The 14,660-nt window shown below is 65.9% G+C and carries 13 protein-coding genes; 6 read left to right on the top strand and 7 right to left on the bottom strand.

Annotated elements, in window-relative coordinates; translation table 11 throughout:
* Positions 1-113: 113 nt before the first annotated feature.
* Positions 114-905, top strand: coding sequence for a glutamate racemase (murI, locus tag AC1D0O_RS16470; RefSeq protein WP_477654581.1), 792 nt, complete (start codon positions 114-116; stop codon positions 903-905).
* A gap of 2 nt (positions 906-907) precedes the next feature.
* Here murI and AC1D0O_RS16465 read toward each other — a convergent pair whose 3' ends face one another.
* Together AC1D0O_RS16465 and AC1D0O_RS16460 are read right to left on the bottom strand one after the other, a co-directional pair.
* The gene (locus AC1D0O_RS16465) at positions 908-1,903 is read right to left on the bottom strand and encodes a Bug family tripartite tricarboxylate transporter substrate binding protein (RefSeq protein WP_477654580.1); all 996 of its coding nucleotides are present in this window, start codon (positions 1,901-1,903) and stop codon (positions 908-910) included.
* Positions 1,904-2,182: 279 nt separating this feature from the next.
* Positions 2,183-3,088, bottom strand: a complete 906-nt coding sequence (locus AC1D0O_RS16460) for a LysR substrate-binding domain-containing protein (protein ID WP_477654579.1) — start codon at positions 3,086-3,088, stop codon at positions 2,183-2,185.
* Between the two features lie 131 nt (positions 3,089-3,219).
* On the opposite strand from AC1D0O_RS16460, the gene AC1D0O_RS16455 reads away from it, so the two are divergent.
* From AC1D0O_RS16455 to AC1D0O_RS16435, 5 genes are all read left to right on the top strand, one after another.
* Positions 3,220-3,807 carry a cysteine dioxygenase family protein gene (locus AC1D0O_RS16455; protein ID WP_477654578.1) on the top strand — a complete coding sequence of 196 codons (588 nt, stop codon included), beginning with the start codon at positions 3,220-3,222 and terminating at the stop codon, positions 3,805-3,807.
* 55 nt (positions 3,808-3,862) lie between these two features.
* On the top strand, positions 3,863-5,458 hold the full coding sequence (locus AC1D0O_RS16450) for a rhodanese-like domain-containing protein (protein ID WP_477654577.1): 1,596 nt from the start codon (positions 3,863-3,865) through the stop codon (positions 5,456-5,458).
* Positions 5,459-5,524: 66 nt separating this feature from the next.
* Positions 5,525-6,520 (top strand): Bug family tripartite tricarboxylate transporter substrate binding protein, encoded by a 996-nt coding sequence (locus AC1D0O_RS16445; protein WP_477654576.1) that lies wholly within the window; start codon positions 5,525-5,527, stop codon positions 6,518-6,520.
* Between the two features lie 27 nt (positions 6,521-6,547).
* Positions 6,548-7,741 carry a cystathionine beta-lyase gene (gene metC, locus AC1D0O_RS16440; protein WP_477654575.1) on the top strand — a complete coding sequence of 398 codons (1,194 nt, stop codon included), beginning with the start codon at positions 6,548-6,550 and terminating at the stop codon, positions 7,739-7,741.
* Positions 7,742-7,832: 91 nt separating this feature from the next.
* Positions 7,833-8,846 carry a YeiH family protein gene (locus tag AC1D0O_RS16435; protein WP_477654574.1) on the top strand — a complete coding sequence of 338 codons (1,014 nt, stop codon included), beginning with the start codon at positions 7,833-7,835 and terminating at the stop codon, positions 8,844-8,846.
* Positions 8,847-8,862: 16 nt separating this feature from the next.
* Here the strand turns inward: AC1D0O_RS16435 and oppF are convergent, their stop codons facing one another.
* The 5 genes from oppF to AC1D0O_RS16410 all read right to left on the bottom strand — a co-directional run bounded on the left by oppF (position 8,863) and on the right by AC1D0O_RS16410 (position 14,497).
* Positions 8,863-9,852, bottom strand: coding sequence for a murein tripeptide/oligopeptide ABC transporter ATP binding protein OppF (oppF, locus tag AC1D0O_RS16430; RefSeq protein ID WP_477654573.1), 990 nt, complete (start codon positions 9,850-9,852; stop codon positions 8,863-8,865).
* Complete coding sequence (locus AC1D0O_RS16425) at positions 9,845-10,849, bottom strand: oligopeptide/dipeptide ABC transporter ATP-binding protein (RefSeq protein ID WP_477654572.1); 1,005 nt, start codon at positions 10,847-10,849, stop codon at positions 9,845-9,847. The genes oppF and AC1D0O_RS16425 overlap by 8 nt, the downstream gene beginning before the upstream one ends.
* Positions 10,850-10,856: 7 nt before the next feature.
* Positions 10,857-11,786: an ABC transporter permease subunit gene (locus AC1D0O_RS16420; RefSeq protein ID WP_477654571.1), complete on the bottom strand. Its 930-nt coding sequence runs from the start codon at positions 11,784-11,786 to the stop codon at positions 10,857-10,859.
* Between the two features lie 23 nt (positions 11,787-11,809).
* Complete coding sequence (gene oppB / locus AC1D0O_RS16415) at positions 11,810-12,730, bottom strand: oligopeptide ABC transporter permease OppB (RefSeq protein WP_477654570.1); 921 nt, start codon at positions 12,728-12,730, stop codon at positions 11,810-11,812.
* 153 nt (positions 12,731-12,883) lie between these two features.
* A complete protein-coding gene (locus AC1D0O_RS16410; RefSeq protein WP_477654569.1) occupies positions 12,884-14,497 on the bottom strand; it encodes a peptide ABC transporter substrate-binding protein in 1,614 nt (537 codons plus the stop codon).
* Between the last annotated feature and the right edge of the window lie 163 nt (positions 14,498-14,660).

Raw genomic sequence — 14,660 nt, 5'->3', positions numbered from 1 at the left:
GATCGCCCTCCCTTCAAGTTGGGGCCGCGGGACTGGCTTTGCCAGACCGCAGGCGCAGCGGCCCCCTCGGGGGGCAGGGAGCTACACGCAGTGAGCGACCATGGGGGCTCTTCTTGATCGGCGTGTTCGACAGCGGCGTGGGCGGCCTCAGCATCCTCAAGGCGCTGCGGACGCAACTGCCCGCCGAGGCTTTCGTCTACCTGGCCGACGCGGGGTTCGCGCCCTATGGCGAGCGCGGTGATGCTTTTGTCATTGAGCGCACGCGAGCCGTCGTGCGCAAGCTGCGCGACGAGCATGCGATCAAGGCACTGGTGATCGCCTGCAACACCGCGACGGCGGCCGCCGTCCATCTTGTGCGAACCGAGCACCCGGACCTGCCGCTGGTCGGCGTCGAGCCGGCGCTCAAGCCGGCCCTTGCCTTGAGCCGCACACGCCGCATCGGCGTGATGGCGACGCGCGGCACGGTGGCCAGCGCCAAGCTGCGCGCCTTGCACGATTCGCTGAAAGGCCAGGCGGAATTCATCCTGCAGCCCTGCGATGGTTTGGCCGATGCGATCCAGAACCATGATGCCGCGCGTATCCACGCCTTGTGCGCGCAATACACGCAAGCCATCGGGCCGTTCGGCGAGCAGGCAGGGCAAGTCGACACCCTGGTGCTGGGCTGCACGCACTACGCTTTCGCGCGGGACACATTGCAGGTGCTGGTGGGACCCGATGTCAGCCTGATCGAAACCGGCGAGCCGGTCGCGCGGCAGACACGCCGTTTGCTCCAGGCGGCCGGGCAGTTGCAGCCGGGCGAAATACCCGGCCACGTCACCCTGCTGACGACGGGCTCACAAGAAGCGCTGGAAGCGGCCGCGCGGCGCTGGCTGGAATGGCCGGCGCCGGGGCCCATGCTGAACTGACCTTATTGCGGCTTCAGTCCCACGTTGCGCGCCAGGGTGCGCCAGCGCTCGGACTCAGCCCGGAGGAAGCCGCGCAACTGGTCGCGCGAAGTGCCCTTCATTTCCACACCCAGGGCGGACATGCGCTCCACTACCTTGAGGTCCGACATGGCGGTGAGGAGTTCCAGGCGAAGCCGCTCGGTGACTTCAAGCGGCGTGGTCGCCGGAGCCACCAATGCCCACCACTGGGCGACGTCCATGTTCTTGAGGCCGAGTTCCGTCATCGTCGGCAGGGAGCGCAGGATGGGGACATCGGAGCGTTTGCGGCCCGTCACCGCCAGCGCCTTCACCTTGCCGGCGGCCATCAGGCTGGAGCCGGTCGCCAGCGTGGCGAAGTAGGAAGACACCTGGCCAGCAGCCAGGTCCACCATGGCCGGCGCGCCGCCGCGGTAAGGCACCATGTTGAACTTGATTTTGGTTTCCTGGGAGAACAGCTCACCCACCAGGTGGCTGATGGAGCCGGTGCCGCTGTTCGCCATGGCGGGGGGCCCGCCCTTGGTGGTCGAGGCGGTTTTCAGGAAAGTCTTGAAGTCGGTGTTTTCAGGGCCCATGCCGGTGAACAGCACCATGGGCGACGTGCCCACCAGCGTGATCGGCGTGAAGTCGCGCAGCATGTCGTAAGGCAGGTTGGCGACAACCGCGGGCGCATACACATGGGACAACTCGACAATCGCCAGCGTGTAGCCATCGGGCGCCGACTTGGCGGCCTGGTCAATGCCGACGTGGCCCGCGCCGCCCGGCCTGTTGTCGACGATCACGGGCTGCTTCAGTCCTTCGCTCAGGCGCTGCGCAAGCACGCGGGTGATGGCGTCGGTGCTGCCCCCCGTTGCCCAGGGAACGATGATCTTGATTGGCTTGTCGGGGTAGGCGGCCCATGCGGGTGAGGCGCCAAGCGCCAGGGTGGCCGCGGAGCCAGCAAGCAGGGTGCGCCGCTTGATGGGAAACGATGAAACAGACATGAACTCTCCTTGCATTTGTTCTCAGGTACGCTGCAACCCCGACCCATGCCGGGCATTGTCAACGAGCGGCAAGCGTAACCTCGAACCATGCAAGCAGCGCATTCGCGTGCGAGTTCGACCGCTTCATGTGGCTTGCGTCCAACATTTTGTTACGGCGCTTCTTTCGAGGTCTTACGGTGGCCGTTGATTCGCGCGCACGCGCTCTTTGGAAGTAAGAAAAAAGTCGACAGGATGATCAGGCCCTGGACACCTCGGCCCCGCGCCCTTGCACATCAGGTGTCAGATTCCCCTGACCGGGGGCCATGCCGGAGAGGCCGGGTCCGCCGCGCTGCGAATCAAACCGAGGTTGGCCTTGAGCATCTCGAACACCTTGCGCGTGACCGGGTTGATGACGTTGCGGCGAATGAAAAGATAGTAGTCAAGGTCGGGCAAGCGCGGCAGGCCGTCGGTTTCGCCGAGCACGCGCAGGTCGCTGCCCGCCGTCTCGATGCCGCGCGCGGTCACGCCCAGCCCCGCGCGCAGCGCCGCCTTGATGCCGATCAGGCTGGACGCGGTGTAGCTGGGCGTCCATGGGATGCCGGCGGCGTCCAGCGCCTCGCGCGCCAGCCGGTGGAACACGCTCGGGCCTTCCACCAGGATCAGCGGGACCGGTTTGCCGCGGTCGTGCACATAACTCGCCGAGCACAGCCACACCGTCGGAGAGGTACGCAGCACCACGCCGTCCAGCCCCGGGTCGTTGCGGTTGGAGATGCTCATGTCGATCTCGCCGCGCTTGAGCGACTCCATCAGGAAGGGGCTGCGCCCCACGTGGATGTCGAGCTGCAGCAAGGGCGAGACGCGCGCCACCTGCGCCAGCAAGGTCGGCAGCATGTTGTCGGCCACGTCGTGCGGCGCGCCTATGCGCAGCACGCCCTCGAGGTTGCCCTGCTGCAGGCTGCGCAGCGCATCGTCGTTGATGGCCAGCAGATGGCGCGCGTATTCGAGCAGCTTGTGGCCGTGCGGCGTCAAGCGCTTGCTGCGGCCGTGCTTTTCGAACAGCGGATGGCCGATCTGGTCCTCCAGGCGCTGCATCTGCTGCGTCACCGCCGACTGCGTCTTGCCCAGCTGGACGGCGGCGCCGGCAAAGCTGTCCTGCTCGTCAATGGCGACCAGGGACCTCAGCAATTCCAGGTCAAGGGTTTTCATGCAAGGGCCTCCACTGCAGCGTCTTCATATTACGAATGCTAATGCGTTTATCTCTATTTCTGAGTTGTTTGAAAAATATGACTTGACTATATTAGGCTCACCAAACCGCAATTTCACTCAGGAACATGCCCATGAACGCAGCAGCAGAGCGCAACCAGGTGGTTGGCGCCGCCATTCAAAACATTAAAGTTATTGTTGGAAGCGGTGAGGCGACGCGCCCCTCCCTGGCCAAGGTATTGGCGGTACTGAACCAGCTGGCCGGCCGCAAGGACCTGTGGAGCGAGGCCGATTTCAATGCGCCCGTCAGTCCCGAACTGCAGGCGCGCTATCTGATCGCCGAAGACGCCGACCAAAGTTTTGCGCTGTACCTCAATGTGATGCGCCCCGGCAAGCGCATCGTGCCGCACAACCACACCACCTGGGCTTGCATCAGCGCCGTGGAAGGCACGGAACTCAACCGCGTGTACGAGCGCCAGGACGACGGCTCCGTGCCCGGCAAGGCACAACTCAAAGAGGTCAGCTCGGTCGTGGTCGAGCCCGGCACGGGCATCGCGCTGCTGCCCGAAGACATCCACTCGGTGGAAATTCCCGCAGGCCAGGTGATACGCCACCTGCACATGTACGGCCGCGCGCTCGAAACCCTGACCTCGCGCACCAGCTACGACATGGAAAAAGCCACCTACGAAACCATGGGCATCGGCGTGCAGACCCGCCGCTGATCACCCGCGCCTTCTTTCCTTCTTCGAATTTTCTGAACTCACACGCCCTTATTCCATGACACGTTTTGTAGACGCGGCCACGCTCAAAGCCTGGTTGCACGACGGCGAGGAAATCGCCTTGTTCGATGTGCGCGAGCACGGCCAGTACGGCCAGTCGCATCTGTTTTACGGCATCCCCCTGCCCTACAGCCGGCTCGAACTGGACGCTCCGCGCCTGGCGCCGCGCAAAGGTGTGCGGGTCGTGGTCTATGACGGCGACGGCAACAGCGCGGCACCCCTGGCCGCGGGCCGCTTCAGCGCGCTCGGCTACGGCAACGTGCAGGTGCTGCAAGGCGGCACGGCCGGCTGGCAGGCCGCCGGCTTCGCGCTGTTTGCCGGCGTCAACGTGCCGTCCAAGACCTTCGGCGAACTCGCCGAACAGGTCTACCACACGCCCCGCGTCAGCGCGATCGAACTGGCCGCCATGCTGGAACGCAAGGACGACGTCGTGGTGCTGGACGGGCGGCCGTTTTCAGAGTTCCGCAAGATGAACATCCCGACGGCGATCAGCTGCCCCAACGGCGAGCTGGCCCTGCGCATCCGCGACCTGGTGCCCAGCGAAAGCACCCACATCGTCATCAACTGCGCGGGCCGCACGCGCAGCATCATAGGCGCGCAGACCTTGATCAACCTGGGTGTGCGCAACCCCGTGTCGGCGCTCGAAAACGGCACCCAGGGCTGGTACCTGGCCGACCTGAAACTGGAGCACGGCGGCACACGCCGCTACCCGGAAGCAACGCAGCCTCTCGGGACCGCCGGCATGCGCGCCGCGGCCCAGGCGCTGGGCCAGCGCTTTGGCGTGCCCATCGTCGACGCGCAGACGGTTCGCGGCTGGGCGGGCGACGCGCAGCGCACGCTTTTTCTGTGCGACGTTCGCAGTCCCGAGGAATTTGCGCAAGGCAGCCTGCCCGGCGCGCAACACACGCCCGGCGGCCAGCTGATCCAGGCCACCGACCAGTACGTGGGTGTGCGCAAGGCCCGGCTGGTGCTGTTCGACAACGACGGCATGCGTGCGCTCACGGTGGCGAGCTGGCTGCGCCAGCTGGGCCACGACGCCAGCGTGCTGGACCAGGGCCTGGCCAGCGGCCTGGCCTTGCCCGCCGCGGCGCCCGTGGCCCTGCCCGCGCTGCCCGCCACCAGCGCGCAGGCGCTGATGGACGGCCTGGCCGACGGCAGCTTCGCCGCCATAGACCTGCGCCCCAGCATGCAGTTCCGCCAGAAGCACATCGCGGGCACACGCTGGTCTATACGGCCGCGCCTGGCGGCAACCCTGGCCGGCGAACGCCGCCCGGTGGTGCTGATTGCCGAGGAGCCCGCCGTGGCCGCCTGCGCGGCCGTCGACCTGCAGGCGCTGGGCTTGAAGGCCAGCCTGCTGGCAGGCGGCCTGGACGCCTGGCGCGCCGCCGGCCTGCCGCTGCAAGCTTCCGAAAACATTCCGGCCGACAGCGACTGCATCGACTACCTGTTCTTCGTGCACGACCGGCACGACGGCAACAAGGAAGCGGCGCGCCAGTACCTCGCCTGGGAAGTCAACCTGATCGGGCAGCTGGACGCGCTTGAACTGAAGGCGTTTCACTTTCCCGACGCCACGGCCGCGCACGCGCACGCCTGAGCTCCGCCGGCCCGGCGACCCCATTTTTCTTTTCCCCTTTTTGCTTCCATCCATTCAGGAGCCCCCATGTTTGCCAAGCTGAAATTCACCGCCGCCTCGCTCTGCTGCGCCCTGCTCGCCGTACACGGCGCCGCCTCCGCGCAGCCCATGCCCCAGGTCGGCGGTTTCCCGAACCAGGCCATCAAGTTTGTGTCGCCCTTCCCGGCCGGCGGCGGCAATGACGCCACCACGCGTTTTGTGACCACCCGCCTGTCCGACATCACCGGCCAGACCGCGATCGTCGACAACCGCGGCGGCGCCGGCGGCAACATTGGCGCCAAGGCCGTGGCCGATGCCAAACCCGACGGCTACACCGTGCTCACCGGCCAGGTATCGCTGATGGCCGTCAACCCCACGCTCTACGCATCGCCCGGCTTCGACCCGCTGAAAAACTTCCTGCCCATCACCCAGATCAACGCCGCGCCGCTGGTGCTCGTGGTGCCCAGCAATTCGCCGCTCAAAAGCTTTGCCGACCTGGCCGCACAAACCAAAGCCCCCGGCGGACGCGTCACCTATGCCACGCCCGGCAACGGAACGCTCTCGCACCTGGTCGGCGTGGTTCTCGAAAAGGACAGCGGCATCGGCATGACCCACGTGCCCTACAAGGGCGCGGCCCCGGCCATCACCGACCTGCTGGGCGGCCAGGTGGACGTGCTCATCACCTCCACCGCCTCCGTATCCAGCTTCATCCAGAACGGCAAGATGCGCGCACTGGCCGTCACCAGCCCGCGCCGCATCGGCGTGTTCACCAAGGTGCCGACGCTCGAAGAGCTGGGCTACAAGAACACCACCTTTGAAGACTGGTACGGTTTCTTCGCGCCGGCAGGCACGCCTCCCGAACGCGTGGCCTACCTGCACGACAGCATCGTGCGCTCTCTGAAGACGCCGGAAGTCAGCAAGCTGATCACCGACGGCGGCAGCGAAGTGGTCGGCAACACGTCGGCGGCCTTCGCCGCGCAGCTCAAGGCGGACATCGCCCGCTGGTCGCGCGTCGTCAAACTGTCGGGCGCCAAGCTAGACTGATCGCTCATTCACCAAGGCTTTCCCGACATGAACAAAAAATCGCCGCCGGCAGCTTCCCCTCTGACCCGCCTGGTTCACGCCGGCAAGCAGCCGGCCTTTGAGGGCGGGCGGCCGGTCAACCCGCCGGTGGTGCGCGCCAGCACCGTGCTGTTCGACAGCACGGCGCACCAGCGCGAGATGCGCCAGCGGCGCGGCGAAGAGCGCGTCTTCACCTACGGGGCCCGCGGCAACCCGACCAACTACGCGCTGGAAGACCTGGTGAGCGAACTCGAGGGCGCGTACCGCACGCGGCTGTTCCCTACGGGCCTGGCCGCCATCGCGATGACGCTGCTGGCCTACCTCAAGCCCGGCGACCATGTGCTGATGTCGGACAGCGTCTACGAACCGGCACGCAAGCTGGTTGACTCCTTCCTCACGCCCTACAACATCCGCTGCACTTTTTTTGCGGCCGACGGCAGCGACGTGGAAGAAAAAATGGAAGCCGGCACGCGCATGGTTTACACGGAATGCCCGGGTTCGCTGGTGTATGAAATGTGCGACCTGCCGCGCCTGGCCGCCATCGCGCATGCGCGGGGAGCGCTGCTGGTGGCCGACAACACCTGGGGATCCGGCCACCAGTACCGGCCGCTGGCGCTGGGCGCCGACGTGTCCGTCATGGCCGCCACCAAATACCTGTCGGGCCATTCCGACGTGATGATGGGCACTGTCGCCACCACGCAGGCCGCGTGGCAGGCGCTGAACGAGCGCAGCGACGCCTTCGGCATGACGGTGAGCCCCGACGACGCTTACCTGGTGCTGCGCGGCGCGCGCAGCATGGCCGCGCGCCTGGCCCTGCATGAAAGCCACGCGCTGAAAGTGGCGGCCTGGCTGCAGGGGCGCAGCGAGGTGGCCACCGTGTTCTGTCCGGCCCTGCCCGGCGACCCGGGCCATGCCCTCTGGCAGCGCGACTGCAAGGGCACCAACGGCCTGCTGTCTTTCGAGCTTCAGCAGGGATTCGATCAGGCCGCCGCCGAGCGGCTGATCGACGGCCTGCGGCTGTTCGGCCTGGGCGCCTCGTGGGGCGGCTATGAAAGCCTGGTCACGCTGGCCAACCTCGGCAATGCCCGCAGCGTGACCGACTGGTCGGGCCGCGGCCAGATCATCCGGCTGCACATCGGGCTCGAGGACCCGGCCGACCTGCTGGCCGATCTGCAGCAAGGCTTCGCCGCACTGCAAGCCTGAGCACCGGGGCCTTCAGGCCCCTACCCCCCCTATCCCCGCGCCTCCTGTGGCGCCTTTCCTTCTTCGCTTTTTCCACGAGGTTTGCACGACCATGCTCAGCCCTGCGCGCCCCTGGCTCCTTCATGCCCGCAGCCTCTGGCCCGGCCTCGCTTTGCCGCTGCTCATCATGCTGGCGGCGACTTTTCTTTCCGAGCACTACGGCGGCCCGCAACTGCTCTACGCCCTGCTGTTCGGCCTGGCCTTTCACTTCCTGTACCAGGACGTACGCTGCAAGCCCGGCATCGAGTTCTGCGCCAGGACGCTGCTGCGCATAGGCGTGGCCTTGCTGGGCGCGCGCATCACGCTGGCGCAAATCGGGCAGCTGGGCATAGGGCCGCTGGCCACCGCGGTGCTCGCCATTGCCAGCGCCATCGCGCTGGGCGCCTGGCTGGCGCGGCGCCTGGGCCTGAGCACCGACTTCGGCCTGCTGTGCGGCGCGGCCGTGTCGATCTGCGGCGCTTCGGCGGCCCTGGCCGTGGCGGCGGTGATGCCCAAAACGCAGGACAACGAGCGCCACACGCTGCTGACCGTGGTCGGCGTCACCGGCCTGTCGACGCTGGCGATGGTCAGCTACCCGCTGCTGGCCAGACTCCTGCGGCTGGACGACGCCGGCGCCGGCATTTTCCTGGGCGGCACCATCCACGACGTGGCGCAGGTCGTGGGCGCGGGCCTGATGATGTCGCACGAGACCGGCGACGTCGCGGTGATCGTCAAGCTGTTTCGCGTCACCTTGCTGGTGCCCGTGGTCGCGGTGCTGGCCTGGTACTGGCGGCGGCGCAGCAGCGGCACCGGCGATGCCGGCCCGCGCACGCCGCTGCTGCCTTTTTTCCTGGTCGGCTTCATGGCGCTGGTGATGGCCAACAGCCTGGGCGTGGTCACGCCGCGGCTCAACGAGACGATGGGCCAGGTCTCGCGCATCTGCCTGGTGGTCGCCATCGCGGCGCTGGGCATCAAGACCTCGTTCGAGGAACTGGTCAAGCTCGGCTGGCGGCCCATGGCGCTGATGGTGGCGGAGACCCTGTGGCTGGTCGCCATTTTTGCGGTCTACCTGTGCTTCCTTCGGTGACCCGCCGCTAAGCGCTTCAGGCCAGCAGGCAGGCCGCTTCCGTCTGCTCGCTCAGGCGGCGCAGCGCCGGCACCTCCTCGGCACAGCGCGCAATCGCCAGCGGGCAGCGCGTGCGGAACACGCATCCCGAAGGCGGCGCCATGGGCGAAGGCAAATCGCCCTGCAGCAGCTGGATGACTTTTTTGCGTTCCAGTGCCGGGTCGGGAATCGGGATGGCCGACAGCAGGGCCCGGGTGTAGGGATGGCGCGGCGCCGCGTACAGCGCTTTTTTGTGGGCCACTTCCATCTCATGGCCGAGGTACATCACCAGGATGCGGTCGCTGATGTGTTTGACGACGGCCAGGTCGTGGGCGATGAAGATCAAGGCCAGGCCCATGGTTTTTTGCAGTTCCTTGAGCAGGTTGATGATCTGCGCCTGGATGGAAACGTCGAGCGCCGACACCGGCTCGTCGCAGATGATGAGCTTGGGCTCCAGGATCAGCGCGCGCGCAATGCCTATGCGCTGGCACTGGCCGCCGGAGAACTCGTGCGGGTAGCGGTTGATCTGCTGCGGCATCAGGCCGACGCGGCCCATCATGGCCTTGACGCGCTGCATCACCTCGGCCTCGGGCATCGCGGGGCGGTGCGTGCGCAAAGGCTCGGCGATGATTTGCGCAATGGTCATGCGCGGGTCCAGCGACGCCAGCGGGTCCTGGAAGATCATCTGGATGTCCGCCCTGGCTGCCTGCCAGGTTTCGCTGGAGGCCCCCGCCATCTCCCGGCCCATCCAGACAATGCTGCCGGCGGTGGCCGGAATCAGGTTCAGCACAGCGCGCGCCAGTGTCGACTTGCCACAGCCCGACTCGCCCACCACACCCAGGGTTTCACCCGCGTGTATGTCGAAAGAAATGCCGTCCACGGCTTTGAGGGTGCGGGCCGGCGACCAGGGCCAGGCACGGCCCGCCTTGATCCTGAAGTACACCTTGAGATCGCGTACCGAGAGAATGGGTGGAGCGGCCTCACGCATGACTGGCCTCCTTCACCGCAAGCTCAGAGACAGCCTGCACGGACCGGTGGCAGGCCCGCAGCACGGCCGGATCGTGTTCGGCCGGCAACAGCGCGGGCAGCAGGTCCACGCATTGCGCGCTGGCCAGGGTGCAGCGCTCGCTGAACGGGCAGCCGCTGGGCAGCTTCGCCATATTGGGCGGCGCGCCCGGAATGGCGACCAGCACCTCCTCTTCCGCGTCCAGCCGCGGGATCGCGCCCAGCAGGCCGACGGTATAGGGATGCGAGGCGCGGTAAAAAATACTGTCGGCGCTGCCCTGCTCCATCACGCGCCCGCCGTAAAGCACCATCACCTCGTCGCACAGGCCCGCCACCACGCCCAGGTCGTGCGTGATCATGACAATGGCGGTGCCGAAGTCGCGCTGCAAGTCCCGCAGCAAGGCGATGATCTGCGCTTGCACCGTCACGTCCAGCGCGGTCGTGGGTTCGTCGGCGATCAGCACCTCGGGCTCGCACAGCAAGGCCATGGCGATCATCACGCGCTGGCGCATGCCGCCCGAAAACTCGTGCGGGTACAGGCCGATGCGGCCCGCCGCATCGGGAATCTTCACGGCGTCAAGCAACTGCACCGAGCGGGCGCGCGCCGCCTTGCGGTCCAGGCCTTTGTGGAACTGCAGCACCTCGGTCATCTGCCGCTCCACCGTCAGGTAGGGATTGAGCGAGGTCATGGGGTCCTGGAAGATCATGGCCACACGGTTGCCGCGTATCTTGTTGAGTTCGGCCGGCTTCATGGCCAGCAGGTCCCGGCCCTGGTAGAGGGCCTGGCCGGTCGCCTTGCCGTTGCTGGCGAGCAGGCCCATCATGGCCAGCACGCTCTGGCTTTTACCGGATCCGCTTTCGCCGACGATGCCCAGGGTCTGGCCGCGGTCCAGCGAAAAATTGATGCCGTTGACGGCGTAGACCAGCCCGTCCTGGGTCTGGAACTGGACGCCGAGATTCTTGACTTCGATCAGGCTCATGGCGTGCTCAGCGTTCCTTGGGGTCCAGCGCATCGCGCAGGCCGTCCCCGATGTAGTTGAAGCAATAAAGGGTCAGCGACAGCAGGCCGGCCGGGAACAGCAGCATCCAGGACGAGACCTCCATGACGGACGCGCCATCGTGAATCAGCACGCCCCAGCTCGTCATGGGCTCCTGGATGCCCAGCCCCAGAAAGGACAGCACCGACTCCACCAGGATCACGGCCGGCACGGTGACCGTGGTGTAGATCACCACGATACCCAGCAGGTTGGGCACGATGTGCTGGAAGATGATGCGCCGCGTCGGCACGCCCAGCGCGCGCGCGGCTTCAATGAACTCACGCGAACGCAGCGAAAGGGTCTGGCCGCGCACCACGCGCGCCATGTCCATCCAGGAGAACACCGTGATGGTGATCACCACCAGGTAAAAGGCGCGCCCCAAAATGGTCACCATCAGGAGGGCGATCAGCAGGTAGGGCACGGCATACATCATGTCGACCACGCGCATCATGAAGGCATCCACCCTGCCGCCCAGAAAGCCCGCCGTGGCGCCCCAGACAATGCCCAGCGTGACGGCCGACAGCGTGGCCAGGAAGCCCACCATCAGCGACACGCGGCCGCCGACCAGGCTGCGCACCAGCAGGTCGCGGCCCGACTCGTCGGTGCCGAAAAAATGCGCGTTCTTGAGCGTGGGCGGCAGACTCATGGCGTCCCAGTCGGCGGCGTCAAAGGCATGCGGCAGCAGCCACGGCCCGGCGATGCAGGCCAGGGTGATAAACGTGAGAAGGCACAGGCTGAACACCGCCGCCTTGTTGCGCAAAAAGCGCGTCCGCGCATCGTCCCAGGGGCTGCGCCCCGCGATGTCGGCCGGTGCCGTTCGCAGCGTATTGCCCAGCGCCGCGGCCAGCCGGTCTTGTTTGTCTTTGTTCCTGAACAGCATGGGAATTCGCTTCAAGAGTGGCTTCAGTAGCGGATCTTCGGGTCAAGCAAGGCGTAGGCCAGGTCGACCAGCAGGTTCAGCGTCACGGCGATCACGGTCACCAGCACCACCAGGCCCAGCACCAGGGTGTAGTCGCGGTTGGCCGCGCCGTTGACGATGAGCTTGCCGATGCCGGGCAGCGAGAACACCGATTCGGTCACGATGGCCGCGGTGATGGATGAAATCGCCAGCGGGCCCATGACGGACACCACCGGCAGCAGCGCGGGCTTGAGGGCGTGGCGCAGGATGATGGTGCGCGTGGGCAGGCCCTTGGCGCGCGCTGTGCGTATGAAATTGCTGTGCAGCACCTCGATCAGGCTGCCGCGCATGACGCGCCCTATGGTCGCCACGTTGATGAAGATCAGCAGCAGCATGGGCAGCACCATGAAGCGCGGCGAAAAGTCGTCCCAGCCGCCGGCCGGCGCGACCTTGAGCCAGACGGCGAACACCAGGATCAGCACCGGGCCGATCACGAAGGAGGGAAACACATGGCCCGCGTTGCCGAGCAGCATCACTCCGTAGTCGATAGCGCTGTTCTGCCGCAGGGCGGCCATGGTGCCGAGGAAGACCCCGACAAACAGCGAGATCAGGATGGCGCCGCCGCCTATCGCCGCGGACACCGGCAGCGCCTTGGCCACCAGCTCATTGACCGACCAGTCGGCATAACGGAAAGACGCGCCGAGGTCGCCGTGCAACAGGCTGTTGAGGTAGTACAGGTACTGCTGCCACAGCGGCAGGTCGAGGTGGTATTTGGCCTGCAGATTGGCCAGCACCGCCGCGGAGACCTTGCGCTCGTCGTCAAAAGGCCCGCCCGGCGTGCCGTGCAGCAGAAGGTAGCAGACGGTGACGACGGCCAGCAAGGTCGGGATCGTCGCCAGGATGCGCCTGAAGGTGTAAGACCACATGAGGAATCTCCGGGCTAGTCAGTGTGAGCGCATGAAGGTGTGGGCCGGGTACAGCTTAGCCCTGAACCGCCCGCAAGGCATCAGAATATTTCGGGAAATGGAAGAAGCGGATCAGGGACGGGCAGGCGCGGCGGCGCCTGCCCATGGCCGTCGTCAGTGCTTGACGATGTACAGGTCCTTGCCGCGGTAGCGGTCCAGCGCGTTGGTGGTCGAATAACCGCCCACATAGGGCTTGACCAGGCGCGGTACGGTGTACTGCAGCAGCGGGATGATCGGGTAGTCTTCCATGATCATCTTCGCCGCCTGGGTCAGCAGCACCTTGCGCTTGGCCGGGTCCAGTTGCTGATTGCCTTCGTCGATCAGCGCGGAAGCCTTGCGGTTGCAGCTGTTGTGGTAGTTCTGGTCGGAGTCGCATTGCACCAGCGTGAGCCAGGTGGTGGCGTCGTTGTAGTCGGCGATCCAGCCATTGCGGGCGATCTGGTAGTCCTTGTCGGTGCGCTTCTTGATCAGGACCTTGAACTCCATGGCGTCGAGTTCCACGTCCAGGCCCAGCTTGGTCTTCCACTCGGAAGCCGCGAAGATGGCCATCTTCTTGTGGTAATCGCTGGTGTTGTAGGAGAACTTGAGTTTGGTGCCGGCCGGAAGCGCGGCCTCCTTGAGCAATTTTTTGGCTTCGGCAATGCGTTTGTCGGCGGGCCACTTGGCCCAGTCGTAGACAGTGACGTCGGCGCCCGAGGTGCCCTTGACGATCACGCCGTATGCCGGGGTCTGCCCGTCGGCCGTGACGCGCTGCGCCAGGATGTCGCGATCCAGCGCCATCGACAGCGCCTTGCGCACACGGATGTCCTTGAGGGCCGGATCCGCGTTGTTCAGCGAGTAGTAGCGCAGGCCCAGCATGTCGGTGTTGCGAATTTCCTTGGGGTACTGCGCCTTGTACTTGTCGTAAGTCCCGGGCGGGAGCTGGTAGACCCAGTCGTTCTCACCCGACTCATAAAGCTTGACGTCGGCATTGCCGTCCTCGACCGAGAGGTAGGTGATCTTGGTGAGCTGGACGTTCTTCGCATCCCAGTACGTGGGATTCTTGGCCAGGATGATCTTGCTGTTGACCTGCCAGTCCTTCAGCGAGAAGGCGCCGTTGTTCACCATGTTGGCGGGCCGGGTCCAGTCCTTGCCGAATTTTTCGATGGTGGCCTTGTGCAGGGGCGCCAGCTGGGGGTTGGACACGACTTCTGGCAGGAAGCTGACCGGGAAAGGCGTCTTGATTTCCAGGGTGTAGGGATCGACGGCCTTGACGCCCAGTTCGGTGACGGGTTTCTTGCCTTCGATGATCTCTTTCGCATTGAGCAGGAAGACGCCGTAGGTGGAAGCGTACTTCGAGGCTGTCGCCGGGTCGACGAAGCGGCGCATGCTGTAGATGAAGTCGTCGGCGGTCACGGCGTCGCCGTTGGACCACTTGGCGGTTTTGCGCAGCTTGAAGACCCAGGTTTGCGGGTCGACCTGCTTCCAGCTCTCGGCCACGCCGGGCACGATCTTGCCGTTGTTGTCCGCGGCGCACAGCCCTTCGAACATCTCGCGGATCACGTTGTTGGCCGGAACGCCGGTCGCCAGCGCGGCGTCCAGGGTTTCGGGCTCGGAGCCGTTGTTGCGGACCAGCTCCTGGGTCTCATGCAGTTTCACGCCGGCGGGCACCGTGGCCGCGGCGGCCAGGCCGGCAAAGGCCAGCAGCACAGCGCCGGCCAGGGTTTTCATCGTCCAGTTTGGGTTCATGCTGGTTGCACTCCTTGAATAAAACTGGCGGGCTTGTGGCCCGCCGTGGTGGATGGAGCGTCTCGCCTCCCGTGGGGGTGGCCAGACGTTTGGCCTGTCGGTCGGCGCGAATATACCGCCGCCCCGGAGGCCGCTCCGTAGGGAGTAACCCTTCAGCAATTAG

This window comes from Polaromonas sp. P1_F2 (assembly GCF_056405735.1).
Note: the sequence above shows the minus strand (reverse complement) of the source record. Positions and strands in the feature narration are given on the sequence as shown.

Excerpts from the sequence above, each read along its gene's own strand:
- AC1D0O_RS16465 (WP_477654580.1), bottom strand. The coding sequence starts at position 1,903 with ATGTCTGTTTCATCGTTTCCCATCAAGCGGCGCACCCTGCTTGCTGGC.
- AC1D0O_RS16460 (WP_477654579.1), bottom strand. The coding sequence starts at position 3,088 with ATGAAAACCCTTGACCTGGAATTGCTGAGGTCCCTGGTCGCCATTGAC.
- AC1D0O_RS16455 (WP_477654578.1), top strand. The coding sequence starts at position 3,220 with ATGAACGCAGCAGCAGAGCGCAACCAGGTGGTTGGCGCCGCCATTCAA.
- AC1D0O_RS16450 (WP_477654577.1), top strand. The coding sequence starts at position 3,863 with ATGACACGTTTTGTAGACGCGGCCACGCTCAAAGCCTGGTTGCACGAC.
- AC1D0O_RS16445 (WP_477654576.1), top strand. The coding sequence starts at position 5,525 with ATGTTTGCCAAGCTGAAATTCACCGCCGCCTCGCTCTGCTGCGCCCTG.
- metC (WP_477654575.1), top strand. The coding sequence starts at position 6,548 with ATGAACAAAAAATCGCCGCCGGCAGCTTCCCCTCTGACCCGCCTGGTT.
- AC1D0O_RS16435 (WP_477654574.1), top strand. The coding sequence starts at position 7,833 with ATGCTCAGCCCTGCGCGCCCCTGGCTCCTTCATGCCCGCAGCCTCTGG.
- oppF (WP_477654573.1), bottom strand. The coding sequence starts at position 9,852 with ATGCGTGAGGCCGCTCCACCCATTCTCTCGGTACGCGATCTCAAGGTG.
- AC1D0O_RS16425 (WP_477654572.1), bottom strand. The coding sequence starts at position 10,849 with ATGAGCCTGATCGAAGTCAAGAATCTCGGCGTCCAGTTCCAGACCCAG.
- AC1D0O_RS16420 (WP_477654571.1), bottom strand. The coding sequence starts at position 11,786 with ATGCTGTTCAGGAACAAAGACAAACAAGACCGGCTGGCCGCGGCGCTG.
- oppB (WP_477654570.1), bottom strand. The coding sequence starts at position 12,730 with ATGTGGTCTTACACCTTCAGGCGCATCCTGGCGACGATCCCGACCTTG.
- AC1D0O_RS16410 (WP_477654569.1), bottom strand. The coding sequence starts at position 14,497 with ATGAACCCAAACTGGACGATGAAAACCCTGGCCGGCGCTGTGCTGCTG.